General features: G+C 52.1%; 14 protein-coding genes. 6 read left to right on the forward strand and 8 right to left on the reverse strand.

The window, feature by feature from the left end:
• Genes RHD99_RS12355 through RHD99_RS12365 form a run of 3 tightly spaced genes read right to left on the reverse strand, consistent with a single transcriptional unit; the run spans position 1 to position 3,384 of the window.
• On the reverse strand, positions 1-1,059 hold the full coding sequence (locus tag RHD99_RS12355) for a sugar phosphate isomerase/epimerase family protein (RefSeq protein WP_309874146.1): 1,059 nt from the start codon (positions 1,057-1,059) through the stop codon (positions 1-3).
• Positions 1,059-2,147, reverse strand: a complete 1,089-nt coding sequence (locus tag RHD99_RS12360; protein ID WP_309874147.1) for a Gfo/Idh/MocA family protein — start codon at positions 2,145-2,147, stop codon at positions 1,059-1,061. Before RHD99_RS12360 ends, RHD99_RS12355 begins: the two co-directional genes overlap by 1 nt.
• Complete coding sequence (locus RHD99_RS12365; protein WP_183271497.1) at positions 2,137-3,384, reverse strand: MFS transporter; 1,248 nt, start codon at positions 3,382-3,384, stop codon at positions 2,137-2,139. Before RHD99_RS12365 ends, RHD99_RS12360 begins: the two co-directional genes overlap by 11 nt.
• Before the next feature lie 306 nt (positions 3,385-3,690).
• Here RHD99_RS12365 and RHD99_RS12370 point away from each other — a divergent pair, with 306 nt between their 5' ends.
• Together RHD99_RS12370 and RHD99_RS12375 are read left to right on the forward strand one after the other, a co-directional pair.
• Positions 3,691-4,662, forward strand: a complete 972-nt coding sequence (locus RHD99_RS12370; RefSeq protein WP_309874149.1) for a LacI family DNA-binding transcriptional regulator — start codon at positions 3,691-3,693, stop codon at positions 4,660-4,662.
• A gap of 168 nt (positions 4,663-4,830) precedes the next feature.
• The gene (locus tag RHD99_RS12375) at positions 4,831-5,739 is read left to right on the forward strand and encodes a hypothetical protein (protein WP_255459285.1); all 909 of its coding nucleotides are present in this window, start codon (positions 4,831-4,833) and stop codon (positions 5,737-5,739) included.
• 48 nt (positions 5,740-5,787) lie between these two features.
• Here RHD99_RS12375 and RHD99_RS12380 read toward each other — a convergent pair whose 3' ends face one another.
• Complete coding sequence (locus RHD99_RS12380; RefSeq protein WP_309874151.1) at positions 5,788-7,146, reverse strand: esterase-like activity of phytase family protein; 1,359 nt, start codon at positions 7,144-7,146, stop codon at positions 5,788-5,790.
• Positions 7,147-7,331: 185 nt separating this feature from the next.
• On the opposite strand from RHD99_RS12380, the gene RHD99_RS12385 reads away from it, so the two are divergent.
• Positions 7,332-8,870 (forward strand): methyl-accepting chemotaxis protein, encoded by a 1,539-nt coding sequence (locus tag RHD99_RS12385; protein ID WP_309874153.1) that lies wholly within the window; start codon positions 7,332-7,334, stop codon positions 8,868-8,870.
• A 53-nt stretch (positions 8,871-8,923) separates the two neighbouring features.
• Here the strand turns inward: RHD99_RS12385 and RHD99_RS12390 are convergent, their stop codons facing one another.
• Positions 8,924-10,036, reverse strand: coding sequence for a cobalamin-independent methionine synthase II family protein (locus RHD99_RS12390; RefSeq protein WP_309874155.1), 1,113 nt, complete (start codon positions 10,034-10,036; stop codon positions 8,924-8,926).
• Positions 10,037-10,277: 241 nt separating this feature from the next.
• Here RHD99_RS12390 and RHD99_RS12395 point away from each other — a divergent pair, with 241 nt between their 5' ends.
• Positions 10,278-11,195, forward strand: a complete 918-nt coding sequence (locus RHD99_RS12395; protein WP_309874157.1) for a bestrophin family protein — start codon at positions 10,278-10,280, stop codon at positions 11,193-11,195.
• A 145-nt stretch (positions 11,196-11,340) separates the two neighbouring features.
• On the opposite strand, the gene RHD99_RS12400 is transcribed toward RHD99_RS12395, so the two are convergent.
• Both RHD99_RS12400 and RHD99_RS12405 read right to left on the reverse strand, forming a co-directional pair.
• The gene (locus RHD99_RS12400; protein ID WP_309874159.1) at positions 11,341-11,844 is read right to left on the reverse strand and encodes a DUF1993 domain-containing protein; all 504 of its coding nucleotides are present in this window, start codon (positions 11,842-11,844) and stop codon (positions 11,341-11,343) included.
• Between the two features lie 78 nt (positions 11,845-11,922).
• Positions 11,923-12,312 carry a rhodanese-like domain-containing protein gene (locus RHD99_RS12405; protein WP_309874161.1) on the reverse strand — a complete coding sequence of 130 codons (390 nt, stop codon included), beginning with the start codon at positions 12,310-12,312 and terminating at the stop codon, positions 11,923-11,925.
• 122 nt (positions 12,313-12,434) lie between these two features.
• On the opposite strand from RHD99_RS12405, the gene ftrA reads away from it, so the two are divergent.
• Together ftrA and RHD99_RS12415 are read left to right on the forward strand one after the other, a co-directional pair.
• On the forward strand, positions 12,435-13,415 hold the full coding sequence (gene ftrA, locus RHD99_RS12410; RefSeq protein ID WP_309874163.1) for a transcriptional regulator FtrA: 981 nt from the start codon (positions 12,435-12,437) through the stop codon (positions 13,413-13,415).
• Positions 13,416-13,478: 63 nt separating this feature from the next.
• Positions 13,479-13,829: an RcnB family protein gene (locus RHD99_RS12415; RefSeq protein ID WP_183271509.1), complete on the forward strand. Its 351-nt coding sequence runs from the start codon at positions 13,479-13,481 to the stop codon at positions 13,827-13,829.
• Between the two features lie 71 nt (positions 13,830-13,900).
• Here RHD99_RS12415 and RHD99_RS12420 read toward each other — a convergent pair whose 3' ends face one another.
• Positions 13,901-14,194 carry a hypothetical protein gene (locus RHD99_RS12420; RefSeq protein ID WP_183271510.1) on the reverse strand — a complete coding sequence of 98 codons (294 nt, stop codon included), beginning with the start codon at positions 14,192-14,194 and terminating at the stop codon, positions 13,901-13,903.
• Positions 14,195-14,484 lie beyond the last annotated feature (290 nt).

Below are 14,484 nucleotides of genomic sequence, written 5' to 3' on the forward strand. Positions count from 1 at the left end.
TTACTCCTCCAGCCCGAGCATACGACGCACCGCAGATGTTTCACTTTTGCTGTTTGCGAAGTCGTCAAAGGCATAGTCGGCCACCGGAATAATATGATCGACGATAAATTTGGCTCCTTCGCGCGCGCCCGCATCGCCTGATTTCAAGCAACACTCCCATTCAAGCGTAGCCCATCCGGCATAGTCATATTGAGCAAGTTTGCTGAAGATCCCCTTGAAGTTAATCTGCCCGTCGCCCAACGAACGGAAACGCCCTGCGCGGTCAATCCACGGCTGATAACCTGCGTATACGCCACTTTTTGCAGAGGTCTGAAACTCAGCGTCTTTAACGTGGAAGGCTTTGATTCGCGCGTGGTAGTGGTCGATAAAGCCGAGGTAATCCATGTGTTGCAGCAACATGTGGCTCGGGTCGTACAGAATATTGCAGCGCGGGTGGTTATCGACCAGCGCCAGAAAACGCTCGAAGGTGACGCCATCGTGCAAGTCTTCGCCGGGATGTAACTCAAAACAAACGTCTACGCCCGCTTCGTCAAAGCTATTTAAAATAGGTAACCAGCGGGCGGCTAATTCACGAAACGCCTCGTCAATCAGCTGTTCGTTACGCGGCGGCCACGGATAAAAATAGGGCCAGGCCAGCGCCCCAGAAAAGGTGGCATGCGCTTTCAGGCCTAAATTTTGTGAAGCGCGTGCGGCCTGTTTCAGGCTATTTACCGCCCACTGCTGACGAGCGCTGGCATCGTGTGCCACTTCCGGTGGCGCAAACCCAGAAAATGCCGCGTCATACGCCGGATGCACCGCAACCAGTTGCCCTTGCAGGTGGGTTGAAAGCTCGCTGATTTCCAGCCCACTTTTTGCCAACACAGCGCGAATTTCTGCGCAATATTCCAGGCTTTGTGCGGCTTTGGCGAGATCGAAAATATGCGGTAAGTGCGTGGGGATTTGTACGGCTTTATAACCCAGCCCCGCAGCCCAGACGGCAAGGGAGTCCAGCGAATTAAACGGGGGGTTATCCGTAATAAACTGCGAGAGAAAAATGGATGGCCCTTTCAGGGTTTTCATTACAACATCTCCTTAATCATCACCGTGCGTTGTTCACGAACCGCGCGATCCGCCGCCAGCACCACGGCCAGGCTTTCAATCGCCTGCTGCTGATGCAGCGCCAAATCGCTATCGTCGTATATGGCACGGGCAAAAAACTGTTGTTCGAGTTGGCACAAGGCAAAGTGGTCAGGCTCATGGGTTGCCGTCACCCACTCATCCTTATGAGCAAACTCGCCCTGCGGATTTAATTGGGCGTGATGAATGCGTAACGATTCGGTACGCGTGTGCGCCTCGACATTCGCCGATTGCCCTTCACCCGCGGCTTCTCGCGCCACAATGGACACCGACCCCAGCGGGCCAATGACATCTTTAATAAAGAAGGCCGTTTGGCTCATCATTGGCCCCCAACCCGCTTCGTACCAGCCGACTGAACCGTCGGCAAAACGCACCTGAAGCTGGCCGTAGTTAAACTGCCCGGTAGGAATGTCGTCACTCAGGCGCGCGCCCACTGCGCTCACCGACAGTGGGCTGGATTGGGTCATCTGGCACATCACATCAAGGTAATGCACGCCGCAATCGACGATGGGCGAAAGCGACTGCATCAACATTTTGTGCGTGTGCCAGGCGCTACCGCTGCTTTGCTGATTAAGGTTCATGCGCATAACCAACGGTTTGCCAAGCCCGTGTGACAGCGTAATAAACTGCTGCCAGACGGGGTGATGACGCAGGATATAGCCGACCACCAGTTTTTTGTCCGCAAGCTTCGCCGTCGCAACAACACGCTTTGCCCCGCTCACCGTTGTGGCGAGCGGTTTTTCAAGAAACACATGGCAACCGGCGGCAAGCGCCGTCAGCGCCAGCGCCTCATGGCTATCAGGCCAGGTGGCGATGCATACGGCATCAGCCTGAGTCTCTTTAATCGCCTGCTGCAAATTGTCGAACAGCGGAATGTCGGACTTCAACTGCGCTTTCAGGTGAGTTTTCGACTCTCCGCGGGCCACCAGCCCGCAGAGTGTAAACTCGTCCAAATGCTGATACGCAAGGCTGTGGGCGGCCCCCATATTTCCGCAGCCCACGACCAATACGCGCAGCGGCTTATTTGCCATTCTGCTCAGCCTCTTTGTAGTTGAAAGTGAAGAAGAAGATGGCGGAAATGACTACAGCGGCAATCGCTGGCATCCACCAGAACTGCTGCCATTGCAACAAGCCTTCTGCACCCTTCGCCGTCACCGAACGGTTAAACACTGCGCCGCTGATTTGCGAACCTATCAGCATCCCTAAGCCATAGGTAAACAGCACTAACAGACTTTGTGCTTGCCCCTTCACTTTGTTCCCCGCCACTTTATCGGTGTAGATAAAGCCGATAACGAAGAAGAAGTCGTAACAAACCCCGTGCAAAATGATGCCGATGTAGATCATCCAACGGGTTTCTTCGGTGATCCCTAGCGCGAACATCGCGTAGCGCAGGAACCACGACAACATACCGATCAGCAGCATCATCTTGATGCCAAGACGGCGGAAGAAGAACGGGATCAGCAGCATAAACAGCAGTTCAGACATCTGTCCGAGCGCCATGACGCCGCTGACGTTTTCAAAGCCAACCGCCGAAATAAACGGTGCGGCATAAGCGTAATAAGCAGCCAGCGGAATGGAGATCAGCGTGGCGCAGATGATAAACACCATAAAGTGGCGTTGCTTGAGCAGCGCGAACGCATCCGCACACAACAGGTCACGCATCGACAGCGGTTTGCCACGATCCGGCGCAGGCGTATTCGGTAGCGTAAAGCTGTAGATCCCCAACACCACGGAGGCAATGGCGGCCAGCGTGAAGATACCAGTGCTGTCTGAAAGCCCGCTGGTGCCGACAATCAGGCCCGCCACAATCCAACCGATGGTGCCGAATGCACGCACCACCGGGAATCCTTTTTCACTGTTTGCCAGACTATGGAATGCCACGTTGTTGCTCAGCGCGATGGTAGGCATATAGCAGAGCATGTAGGCGAAGATTATCCACAGCAAACCGCTCTGCCCACTTTCGAACATGCCAGGCAGCCACCACAGCAACGCCGCGCCGACCAGGTGCAGCACGCCGAGCACTTTCTGCGAGGCGAAGAAGCGGTCGACCAACATGCCCAGAACAAACGGCGATAAAATGGACGCAATCGGCCCGGTGGAATACGCATCGCCAATTAACGCGCTCAGGCCGTATTTGCCCATCACCACACCGAGGGTGACGTACCAGGCACCCCAGACAAAAAACTCGAGAAACATCATTAACGACAGGCGTGGAATCACCCATTTATGGGTGACCACTTGTGCTCCAACAGCCGATTGAGAAGACATAAATCCTCCGGTACAGAGTTCGCATTTGTTATTGTTGTTTAGCCAAAATAATTCGTGGTGCAGGAAGGCGGCAATCGAAGGCATCCCGATGAGCTGACTCAAGTCAGTGATTCGGGTCACTGAGTGCGGCCAACGAACCTGCAACGCGAAGTATGATGGGTAAATTTTGTAATCGATTACATTCGCACTTCATTAAAAATGTAATCGATTTCAGCGGGGTTACCATCATGCTGATGAATTATTTGTTAGTATCTATTCAAATATGGAATGTGGTTCACAATTCAACCGATCGTGCAAAGGATCAACATGTCGATAGATAAAGTGGCGCGTATTGCGGGGGTTTCTACGGCGACGGTTTCCCGCGTGCTTAACGGCAACCCAGCCGTGAAACCCGGCACGCGCGACAAAGTGCTGGCGGCGATCAAGGCGTGTGAGTATCAACCTAACCTGCTGGCGCGTCAGTTGCGAACCTCACGCAGCCGCATGCTGTTGGTGCTGGTGTCAAATATCACTAATCCCTTCTGCGCCCGCGTCGTGCGCGGCATTGAAGAAGAAGCGGAAAAGCACGGTTACCACATTCTGTTGTGTAATTCGGAATCCCGCCTGACCCGTGAATCGGCCTATTTGCGTCTGTTGAGCGGTAAAGTGGTCGACGGTGTTATCACCATGGATGCCATCAGTTGTTTGCCGGGGCTGACGACGTTAATCGGCGACTCGCCGTGGGTACAATGCGGTGAAGGCGATCCCGGTTATCGCGCCTCGTCGGTCACGATTGATAATTTTAAAGCGGCAGCAGCCGCAGTCGAGCACCTGACCAGCGCGGGTTACAAACGTATCGCCTTGATTAACGGCGATTTACGTTATCTCTATTCTCAGCAGAGAGAAGCAGGTTATCGCGCGGCCTGCGGTAAAAACTGGCAAGCCGTGGTGTATGCCGATGGCCTGGAATATCAGGCGGGAGTGCAAGCGATGGCGGAGCTGTTTACCCTGCCAGAACCGCCTGATGCAGTTTTTGCCATTTCCGATGCGCTGGCGGGCGGCGCACTGCATTTCGCCCATGAACAGGGCCTGCGCGTACCTGAAGATGTCGCCATCATGGGCTTTGATGGCGTCCCTTTTGGCGCTGTCACCTTCCCTCCACTCACCACCATCGAACAGCCGATGCATCAACTCGGCGTGCGCAGCGTGCAATTATTACTTGAGCGCATTGATAACCCGGAAGTGGAAACAGTGAATGAGATTCTGGAGTGGAAGTTGGTCAGTCGGGGATCGGTATAACGGAGATCAACGTTGCAAGATAAACGCGATGAATAAATTAACGCTTCTATAATAAATAGGATTGCGATTACCTTTATCTTATTGAGTATTCAGCATCTTGTTGAATGAGGGTATGAGAAGAACATGACGGTACAGGTTGCGCGCCCTTTTATTTTGTTCGTTGCGTTAATGCAGGCCAGTTCGGCGTGTTTCGCCGCTGCGGCCATTAACCCCAAAAAACACGCCGATTCGGTGCTCGCGCTAATGAGTTACACCGTCTGGCCTGACATCACCGCCAGCGACCTGAATATTGGGAGTGGAGGTGGCGAGAAGCAAGCCCTTTCCATTACCCAATTCGGCGGCGGCGCGACCGTAAGCAAAGAAGTCCCGATCTACCTTGAAGGAACGATGGGTTACAGCCGTTATGACCCGCAATTTGTTCTGTCTGACGGTACTGAAACTCGCAAAATACCGACTAAATGGAACAGTCTTACCGCCACCGGAGGGATTGGCTGGGATTTCAGTCTCTATACCGATAAATGGGGGGGCAATCTGGTATTGCGTCCCATCGCCAATTTTATGCTGGGTACTATGGCCAGTGATTTACGTATTGGTAGCTATGTCTTCAAAAGGCGCACCAACGCAGATTTCGATTTTCTCAATGGCGGGCGACTCAATGCGTATGGGCTAGGCGGTTCGCTGATGCTCGATTATGAATTGTTTTCAAAGCCACAGGATATCGATGTTGAGTTGCGCTATTCCAATATGACCCTGCAAAGTTTCAGTGGCACTTCAGAAGCCGTCCAGGGCGAGGCCAACTCGCAAAATTTGGGACTGTACCTGCGTCGCCGCGCGCCTATTTCCGACTGGGAGCTGCTCAATAAACCGCTGCGTTATGTGATGGAAGGTGCTCATACAGAATATCTCGGTGAACAGCGCGGCCAACTCGGGTTTAACAGTCTGTCGTCCGTTGGGTTAGGGTTAGAACTCGACAGCAGTGATTATGATGTGTTCATCACCCGCACGCGGCTCGTTGCCCGTTATATGTTCGGCAATAACACCAACGGTTACGGCGTAGGCCTGGCAATGAGTTTTTAAGTTCTGGGAAGGTGGATGTCGCTTACGCTCATCCACCCTGAACATCCGCTACTTCAACGCTTCCGGCAACTTAATCACCCACAGCTCGTTTTGCGATTCGGGTTTCTCCAGTGGTTTTAAGGCGATTTTAGTCGCGACTTCTTTACCGTCACGCGTCAAATGACCTTTGCCATCCACTTCATAATCGTCGGCTTTTGTATCCCCGGCATCCGGGTTTTCTAGCACCGCTTGCAGGCCGAAGTCGTTGTCATTAATGATGGCGATCGTTTGGTTATCAATCAGTGTCATACCTTCGGCTTTCTCTTGCTGCCAGCCGAGTTTGCGCAGATCAACAATCTCTTTTTTCTCTGCCAGTTTGATGCCGCGCGCCGCCAATTGCGCCGCGTCATCAAATTCAGGCGCTTTTTCTTTATCGAAGGCACTCAGGTCACTTGCCTGGCGAAGATCGACCACATAAACCAGATTACGCATCACTTTATTTTTATCGCCGCCCTGTTCGATGATCAGCAGGCGGTTATCGTCCAGCGCAACAATGTCACCAATTTTGGCGTCTTTGGCCTTCTTGTAGGCATCGACATCAATCGGGTAGCCATACATCTCGGTTTTACCCGTTTGCGGGTTGAAGCTCACCAGGCGAGTAAACTGCGCACTGTTTTTACTTTTACCGTCGATATCCAGCGTGCTTTGTACCGCCGCAATAATGCGCCCATCCGGCATCCGCGTAATACCTTCAAAACCCCGGTTGGCCTGGCGCCATTTGAGAATGTTCGGCAAACCGCCCGCAACACCCTGCTCGCCTTGTTCTGCCTGCGGGCCGTACTTTTTGAGGATTTTCCCGTTGCGGTCGATATTGATGATGAATGGGCCGTATTCATCGCACAGCCAGTAGCCGCCGTTGCCGTCTGGCGTAATACCTTCGGTGTCCAGCCCGCGTTTGTCGCCTGATAATTGCTGCAAGGTATCGCTCAACGCGATTTCATTCGTCGCGCCAATCAACCCTTCTGGCAGAGGCAAACCGCTGATAGGGCCGTTTTCGTCATGCAGCGCGTGGGCTTCTGTGGCCAGTGCTTTGCCATCGGCCACACGCAGGGTCATCATCAATGGGACATATTTCGGGTTGGCAAAAATTTTCGACTCTTTTTTGCCTGATTTTGGCGAATCCGCATTCGGGCCGCGATCGGTCACGGTGGCGAAAACCAGCGTTTCCCCTTCTTTACCCACAAACTGTAAGCCTGATCCCACACCAACCGGCAATCCATCCGGGAAATTCGCGGCATAGGCCCCCTGATATTCAACATGGTCACCCTGCGGGAATGTGACAACGTAACGGTCAACGTGTGGCTCCGCTGCCTGACTAGCCAGAGGTAACAAAGCGGTCAGTAATAACGCAAAAGGTTTTAATTTCATGATGTTCGCATCCGTCGTATTGATCACCCATTTTGGTAAACGAGGTATAAAGCAACGATATGACACAATTATGACTATTTTCTGATGTGATTATTTGTATGGCTAAACATCCCGCCCGCCTTGCCGATAACCCTTTTGTACTGGCTGAAACGAGTCAGATCTTTTTTTTAACACAAGGGTATCGTATGTCAGTCAGACGTTTTTCGATTCTGGTTTTCAGCACATTGCTGATTATTTTCCTGGTCAGCACCGCATCAAACATCTGGTCATTAACCCGCAGCAATCAATCTCTGGATAACGTCAACCGTGAGATCAACGTGGTGTTATCGGTGATCGACCCGATTAACCACAGTCGCACCATGCGTGTTCGCGCAATAGAGGCGTTAGAGGAGCGTGAGCAAGGGTTGAACGAACAAGGACAACAGGCGCTGGAAGGCGCGCAGGTCGTGCTGGGTAAGGCTAACTCTGCGTTTCAGGCTTACCTTGATGCACCGAAACAACCGGGCGAACAGGCGCTGAGCGATGCGTATCAGAGTGCGTTTGTGAACTATCGTGAACAAGGTTTGCAACCTTTGCTGGATGCCGTCAAATCCAACGATGTCACGCGTGCTCGCACGCTGATGACATCCACCCTGCCACAACTGGATCGGGCGTTTGAGATAACGCTGGATAAGCTGCTGACGTTTCGTCAGCAACACGCGCAGCAACTGAACCAGGATGCGCAAGACAGCTTCAAACAAAGCCTGATGAGCATCGCGATTTTTGCGCTGATCTTCGCCGTCATTCTTGGCGCAGTTTACTGGCTGCTGAAAAAACGGGTGCTGAACGAGCTGGATAAAGCGAAATCCCATTGCACGGAAATCGCCAACGGCTTGCTGCATACACCGATTGTCGCCACCGCCAAAGATGAAATTGGCGCGATGATGCGCGAGCTTGAGCAAATGCGTGTTTCTCTGGCCAATATTATCGGCCAGGTGCGCGAGTCGAGCCAGACCGTAGCTTACGCTTCTGAAGAGATCGCCGCCGGGAACACCGATCTCTCCGCCCGTACCGAAGAACAGGCATCATCGTTGGGCGAAACCGCCGCCAGTATGGAACAGCTTACTGTTACGGTAAAACTGACTTCTGACCACTCTCACCAGGCAAATAAACTGGCGAGCGGCATGTTAGTTGCGGCCAATGACGGTAATGAAATCGTCAGTGAAGTTATTGATTCAATGCGTAATATTGAATCGAGCTCCAGCAAGATCGATAACATCATTAGCATCATCGAAGACATCGCTTTCCAGACCAATATTCTGGCGTTGAATGCGGCGGTAGAAGCCGCACGTGCTGGCGAACAAGGGCGTGGATTTGCCGTCGTCGCAAGCGAAGTGCGCAATCTGGCGCAACGTTCGTCGGTGGCCGCGAAGGAGATCAAAGAGTTGATTGAGCTTTCTGGCGAGCAGGTCAACATTGGCAGCAATCTGGTTAACCGCGCGGGCGAAAGCATGCAGCGTATTTCGAATGCGATTAAGCAAGTGACCAGTTTGATGGAAGAGATTGCGGTGTCTACCGGTGAGCAAAGCCGTGGTATCGAGCAAATCAACCAGGCCGTGGTGCAAATGGATGTGGTGACACAGCAGAACGCCGCGTTGGTAGAACAAGCTTCCGCGGCGGCCATGTCGCTCAAAGAGCAGTCACAGGCGCTTAATGAAACCGTGGCGGTGTTTAAGCTCGCGTAAAATCGAACACAAGGGTGGATGTCGCTGACGATCATCCACCCTGTATCCCCTCTTTACCAGACTTTCGCCGCCAGCTCCGTCACCAGACGCACTTTGTCCCATTGCTGTTCCGGTGTCAGGCTATTGCCCTCTTCTGTTGAAGCAAAACCACACTGTGGGCTCAGGCAGATTTGGTTGATATCGACAAATTTCGCGGCTTCTTGAATGCGCGCCTGAATCAGCTGCGGATTTTCCAGTTCGCCATTTTTAGTGGTGATCAGGCCTAAAACCACCTGCTGATGGCCCGGACGCACAAAGCGCAAGGGTGCAAAATCACCGGAGCGATCGTTGTCATATTCAAGGAAAAAGGCATCGACGTTGACCGTACCAAACAGCACTTCAGCCACCGGCTCATATCCCCCTTCTGAAATCCACGTCGAGCGGAAATTGCCGCGGCAAACATGCAGGCCGACTTTCAAATCATCCGGTTTGCCTTCCAGCGCTTTATTCAGCACTTGCGCATAGATTTGTGCGAGTTGGTCCGGGTCATCACCACGTTCGCGGATCTCTTTACGCTGGGCGTCCGAACATAAATAGGCCCACACGGTGTCATCAAGTTGCAGATAACGGCAGCCCGCTGCGTAAAACGCCTGAATCGCATCGCGCCAGGTGGTAGCGAGATCGTCAAAATACGCCTTTAAATCAGGATATACCGTACTGTCGATAGCATTACGGCCACCACGGAAGTGCAACACACTCGGGCTAGGAATGGTCATTTTCGGCACGGCGTTGCCGCTGATACTTTTCAGATAGCGGAAATCGTCCAGCATAGGGTGTTCACCAAAACCCAGTTTGCCCACAACCCGTACGCTATGCGCTTTGGTTTGCACACCGTTGAATTGAATGCCCTGTTCTGACTCGTAGCGTTCCACCCCTTGCAGACCATCAAAAAAGTCAAAATGCCACCAGGCACGGCGAAACTCGCCATCCGTCACCACGTGCAGGCCGCAAGCGCATTGTTGTTCAACCGATGCGCGGATGGCGTCATCTTCTACTTTTCGCAACTGAACGGCGTCTATTTCACCCGAGGCAAATGCCTGGCGGGCATTTTTAATGGTGGCAGGACGTAAAAAACTACCGACGATGTCGGCACGGAATGGCGCGCGATGGGATAAAGACTGTGGCATGTGATTTCTCCGCTGGCCCGGCTAACTGATTTAGCGAGGTGATAATTCATTATTTGAATATTTAGCCGTCTGGATGGCTATTATGTGAAGTGGAGAATGGCAGATGCAGTGCATGTGGGCAAACGACGTTCTTTCATGACTATTGAAAATAATTCATGTTGTTAAGACAATGTGAAGTGTAAGTTGATCTACGTCACAGTTTGCCGTTAAATATGCTGTCCTGTTTTTGAGCCTCCCAATTATGATTGTTCGTCCGCAGCAACACTGGTTAATCCGCTTATTTGTCTGGCATGGTTCGGTTCTACAAAAAATCTATTCACGCCTGCTGTTGAATGTCGCGCTCTCGATTAGCGTGATTTTCTTTCTACCGTGGTATGAAACGCTCGGCATAAAACTCACCATCGCCCCCTTCAGTATTCTTGGTGTCGCAATAGCGATATTTTTGGGTTTCAGAAACAGCGTCTGCTACGCCCGTTTTAACGAGGCCCGTACGCTGTGGGGGCAACTGGCGATCACGCAGCGTTCGTTATTACGCGAGACAAAAAGTCTGCTGGGCAGCAATGAAAGCCAGATAACGGCTTTTGTGAGTTTGCAGATTGCGTTTTGCCATGCGCTACGCCTGACATTACGAAAGCGCCCGGTAGATGAGACGCTGAAGAAATACCTGTCCAGCGATGACTTACAGTGGGTGAGTCAAAGCCATGGACCATGCAATCGTATATTGCTGCTGATGGGGGACTGGTTAGCCGATAAGCGCAAACAGGGCCTGATTTCCGACGTCGTGTGGAGCAGCCTGAATCATCATCTTAACGATCTTTCGACGGTTGCCGGAGGCTGTGAGCGCATTGCCGGTACGCCAATACCGTTCGCCTACACGCTTATTCTGCATCGTACCGTCTATCTGTTTTGTATCATGCTGCCCTTTGCGCTGGTGACCGACCTGCACTACATGACGCCATTCTTGTCGGTGTTTATTTCGTATACCTTTATTTCGCTCGACACTCTGGCAGAAGAGCTGGAGGAGCCGTTTGGCACAGAAGACAATGACCTGCCGCTGGATGCCATTTGCAACACCATTGAGCGGGATTTACACGATATGGATGAGAGCGAGCAATTACCCGAGAAGTTGCGCCCGAACCGCCATTATAAACTCAGTTAACGGGCGCAGTTTTATTGTGCGTTAACCCTAAATAATTCGAGTTGCAGGAAGGCGGCAAGTTTGTGAGTCCCCAGGAGCTTACTAAAGTAAGTGACTGGGGCGAGTAAACGCAGCCAACAACCCTGCAACTTGAAGGGCGACGGGTTTAGAAGATCGGGCCGACAAAATCACGCTTACCGAGTGCCACGCCTGCCTGACGCAGAATGTCGTAAGCCGTGGTGAAGTGGAAATAGAAGTTCGGCGTGGCAAATTTATACACATAGTTGCGAGCGGTGAAACGCAGTTCATGCTCGCGTGCCATCACCACGATTGGGCGCTCGTCGTCGCCATCGAGTTGCGCATCGGTTATGCCTTTCATGAACTCAACCGTTGCGGCAATGCGAGCCTGAAGCTGCGCGATCGTCGTTTCAGTATCTTCCATTACCGGCGCTTCAATGTCGGCCAGGCGCGCAACGGCACGTTTTGCCATATCCGTGGTGATTTGTACCTGACGCACCAGCGGGTACATGTCTGACGCAAGTGCTGCCTGCAACAGGCTTTCTTCAGATTTGTTGTTCTCTTTCGCCCAAACAGCCGCTTTTTCAAGAATGGCGGACAGGTTGCTCAAACCGAGGATGAACTGCGCATTGGTTTCGCTATAAATCGACATTGTTACTTCCTTTAATCATCACAAAAGTGAAGCCCAGATTACACTCAGTTAGCGTCCTGCGGGTAGCAGATTCACCACTCAGGCAAAGCTAAATCCCTCATCAGCCCAACCCGTCATTCCGCCAATCATTATTTTCACCGGACGCCCCAAACGCGCCAGTTTTAACGCTGCGCGGTCGGCACCGTTGCAATGTGGCCCGGCGCAGTAAACCACAAATAACGTATCCGCAGGCCATTCACTCATGCGCTCAGCAGACATATCCCGATGGCGTAAATGCAGCGCTCCTGGAATATGGCGACGGGCAAAGGCTTCCGGTGAGCCCACGACATGCAGCAGGACAAAATCCATGTCTTCTTCTTTCATCGCACTGTGAACATCATCGCAATCTGTTTCGAGGCACAGACGCTGGAAGAAATGAGCAGCGGCGATTTCAGGACTTGCAGCGGGAAAATCAGTAACGTAACTCATAGTGATTCCTCATGATGGTGAATGAATAGTGCTGAGTTATCACTATAGAGCGCGGGGTGTGTCTTGACGTGTGGCATAAATGACAGATAACGTGAAGATCATGACAATCGCCTGGGGCACTCATGCAAAACCCTCTTGTTGTCGCACTGGCTTATGACGGCCTGTGCACCTTTGAATTTGGTGTGGTTGTGGAAGTCTTTGGCCTGCCACGCCCGGAAATGGGCGAAAACTGGTATCGATTTGCGGTCGCAGGAATCGAGCCCGGAGAACTTAAAGCGACCGGCGGGATCCGGTTGGCGGTGGACGGCGGTCTGTCTTTACTGGCACAAGCCGGAACGATTATCGTACCTGGCTGGCGCGGAGCCGATGAACCCGTTCCCGAGGAATTATGCGAGGCACTACGCGCGGCACATTTGCGCGGTGCGCGAGTGATGTCGATTTGCTCCGGCGTGTTTGTGCTGGCCGCCGCTGGCTTGCTTAACGGTTTACAGGCTTCAACCCATTGGCGTTATACCGAAAAACTGCAACAGCGCTACCCTGAAATTCAGGTGATGCCGGATGTGTTGTATATCGATAACGGTTCGGTGCTGACCTCCGCAGGCAGTGCGGCGGGTATTGATTTAAGTCTGCATCTGGTACGGCGAGATTACGGCCAGTTGGCCGCCAATAGCGTGGCTCGCAGGCTGGTTGTGCCGCCGCATCGCGTCGGCGGCCAGGCGCAGTTTATCGAACAACCGGTGCCAGTCGCTTATGAAAGCCAGCGCCTCAGCCCGCTGTTTGATTATCTGCAAAGCCATCTTGCCGATGAGCATACCGTTGAGTCGCTGGCGGCTTTTACCGGCATGAGCCCGAGAACGTTTTTACGCCGTTTTTCCGCGACAACCGGCACTACGCCTTCACGTTGGTTGCTCAATATGCGGCTGACACGCTGCCGTGATTTACTGGAAAGCAGCACGCTGTCAATTGACGAAATTGCCGAACGTGTTGGTTTTGGGAGTACCGCCACATTGCGCCACCATTTCCGCGCTAAGTTATCAACAACGCCTGTTGCCTACCGTAAGACATTTACTTCAGGTAACGAAAAAATGATTACCTCACGCTAAACAACGTGATAGAGATAACGGCATTATTTTGAAATTGAGCAGATGAATTTATCTGGAGTTGAAATGCGTAAATTGAATGTGTTGTTTTTTTCCGCGGCCCTGATGGCCGGTACTTTGCCAATGGCGTTCACAGCCAACGCCGAAAATGCGCCAGGCGCATCCCCTGCTGGGCAAACTTCTTCTTTTGAAATCACAGAGTTCCATGCAGATTACAAGCCATTCAAAATTGGCGACATCGTGCCGGATTTATACCGCACCAAGCCTTATCAGATTGATGCCTGGCAAATCAGACACCTGCCAGCGCCAGAGGCCGGGAGCCACTGGACATATATGGGCGGGAACTATGTGTTGATTACTGACGCAGAAGGGAAAATTTTACGCGCCATGAATGGCGATATTTTCTACGGGCACTAATTTTTTTGAAGCACTAAAAGAAAAAACCCTGACGCAACGCCAGGGTTTATTTTTCACTCACTCAACTCACATCAGAACCAGCAAGTCGTGCCGTTATCCGCCTGACTTCCCCCTGTTGAAGCACACGTTGGCAGACGTTTACCGTCATGGGTAATCATCGGCGTTTTGCTCTTATGGGCCACAGTATGTTTCTGATTCTGCGCTTTGCTTTTGTTGACATTGCAGCTGCCATCAGCCTCGGACACTTGCGTACAACCGGAATGCTCAAGCTTGGCGCGGTAAGAGGCGGAAATTGCGAATGCCGGAGAAACCGTTCCTGCGACCAGTGCAGTGGTTAACAGTGCAAGGATAATCTTTTTCATCATTAACTCTCTTTTCTAAAAATTATGAGTAAAACAGTGACCCTGTTTTACATTGTGTTTGCTCTATCCTTGCAGGCCCTCATTCCCGGAATGCTGTCTTGCTCGTTGGCAAGTCCATTGGGCAGGCCGCGATTCTGTCTACTTACATTCATAGCGTAAATGATCAAGAGGTGAAGTATTGCGTTGAATCAACCCTGGTTGAAACATCGTCGTCCCCAGGAGTTGTCTGATTGAATAATGACGGTGGGTTGCAAATACGCAGAAGGGATGAACGAAAAAGCCCAGCACCCATG

This window comes from Buttiauxella selenatireducens, from assembly GCF_031432975.1.
GTDB classification, from domain to species: Bacteria; Pseudomonadota; Gammaproteobacteria; order Enterobacterales; family Enterobacteriaceae; genus Buttiauxella; species Buttiauxella selenatireducens.

What these genes read in the sequence shown, in the direction of transcription:
- RHD99_RS12355 (WP_309874146.1), bottom strand. Translation starts at nt 1,059, where the DNA reads ATGAAAACCCTGAAAGGGCCATCCATTTTTCTCTCGCAGTTTATTACG.
- RHD99_RS12360 (WP_309874147.1), bottom strand. Translation starts at nt 2,147, where the DNA reads ATGGCAAATAAGCCGCTGCGCGTATTGGTCGTGGGCTGCGGAAATATG.
- RHD99_RS12365 (WP_183271497.1), bottom strand. Translation starts at nt 3,384, where the DNA reads ATGTCTTCTCAATCGGCTGTTGGAGCACAAGTGGTCACCCATAAATGG.
- RHD99_RS12370 (WP_309874149.1), top strand. Translation starts at nt 3,691, where the DNA reads ATGTCGATAGATAAAGTGGCGCGTATTGCGGGGGTTTCTACGGCGACG.
- RHD99_RS12375 (WP_255459285.1), top strand. Translation starts at nt 4,831, where the DNA reads ATGCAGGCCAGTTCGGCGTGTTTCGCCGCTGCGGCCATTAACCCCAAA.
- RHD99_RS12380 (WP_309874151.1), bottom strand. Translation starts at nt 7,146, where the DNA reads ATGAAATTAAAACCTTTTGCGTTATTACTGACCGCTTTGTTACCTCTG.
- RHD99_RS12385 (WP_309874153.1), top strand. Translation starts at nt 7,332, where the DNA reads ATGTCAGTCAGACGTTTTTCGATTCTGGTTTTCAGCACATTGCTGATT.
- RHD99_RS12390 (WP_309874155.1), bottom strand. Translation starts at nt 10,036, where the DNA reads ATGCCACAGTCTTTATCCCATCGCGCGCCATTCCGTGCCGACATCGTC.
- RHD99_RS12395 (WP_309874157.1), top strand. Translation starts at nt 10,278, where the DNA reads ATGATTGTTCGTCCGCAGCAACACTGGTTAATCCGCTTATTTGTCTGG.
- RHD99_RS12400 (WP_309874159.1), bottom strand. Translation starts at nt 11,844, where the DNA reads ATGTCGATTTATAGCGAAACCAATGCGCAGTTCATCCTCGGTTTGAGC.
- RHD99_RS12405 (WP_309874161.1), bottom strand. Translation starts at nt 12,312, where the DNA reads ATGAGTTACGTTACTGATTTTCCCGCTGCAAGTCCTGAAATCGCCGCT.
- ftrA (WP_309874163.1), top strand. Translation starts at nt 12,435, where the DNA reads ATGCAAAACCCTCTTGTTGTCGCACTGGCTTATGACGGCCTGTGCACC.
- RHD99_RS12415 (WP_183271509.1), top strand. Translation starts at nt 13,479, where the DNA reads ATGCGTAAATTGAATGTGTTGTTTTTTTCCGCGGCCCTGATGGCCGGT.
- RHD99_RS12420 (WP_183271510.1), bottom strand. Translation starts at nt 14,194, where the DNA reads ATGATGAAAAAGATTATCCTTGCACTGTTAACCACTGCACTGGTCGCA.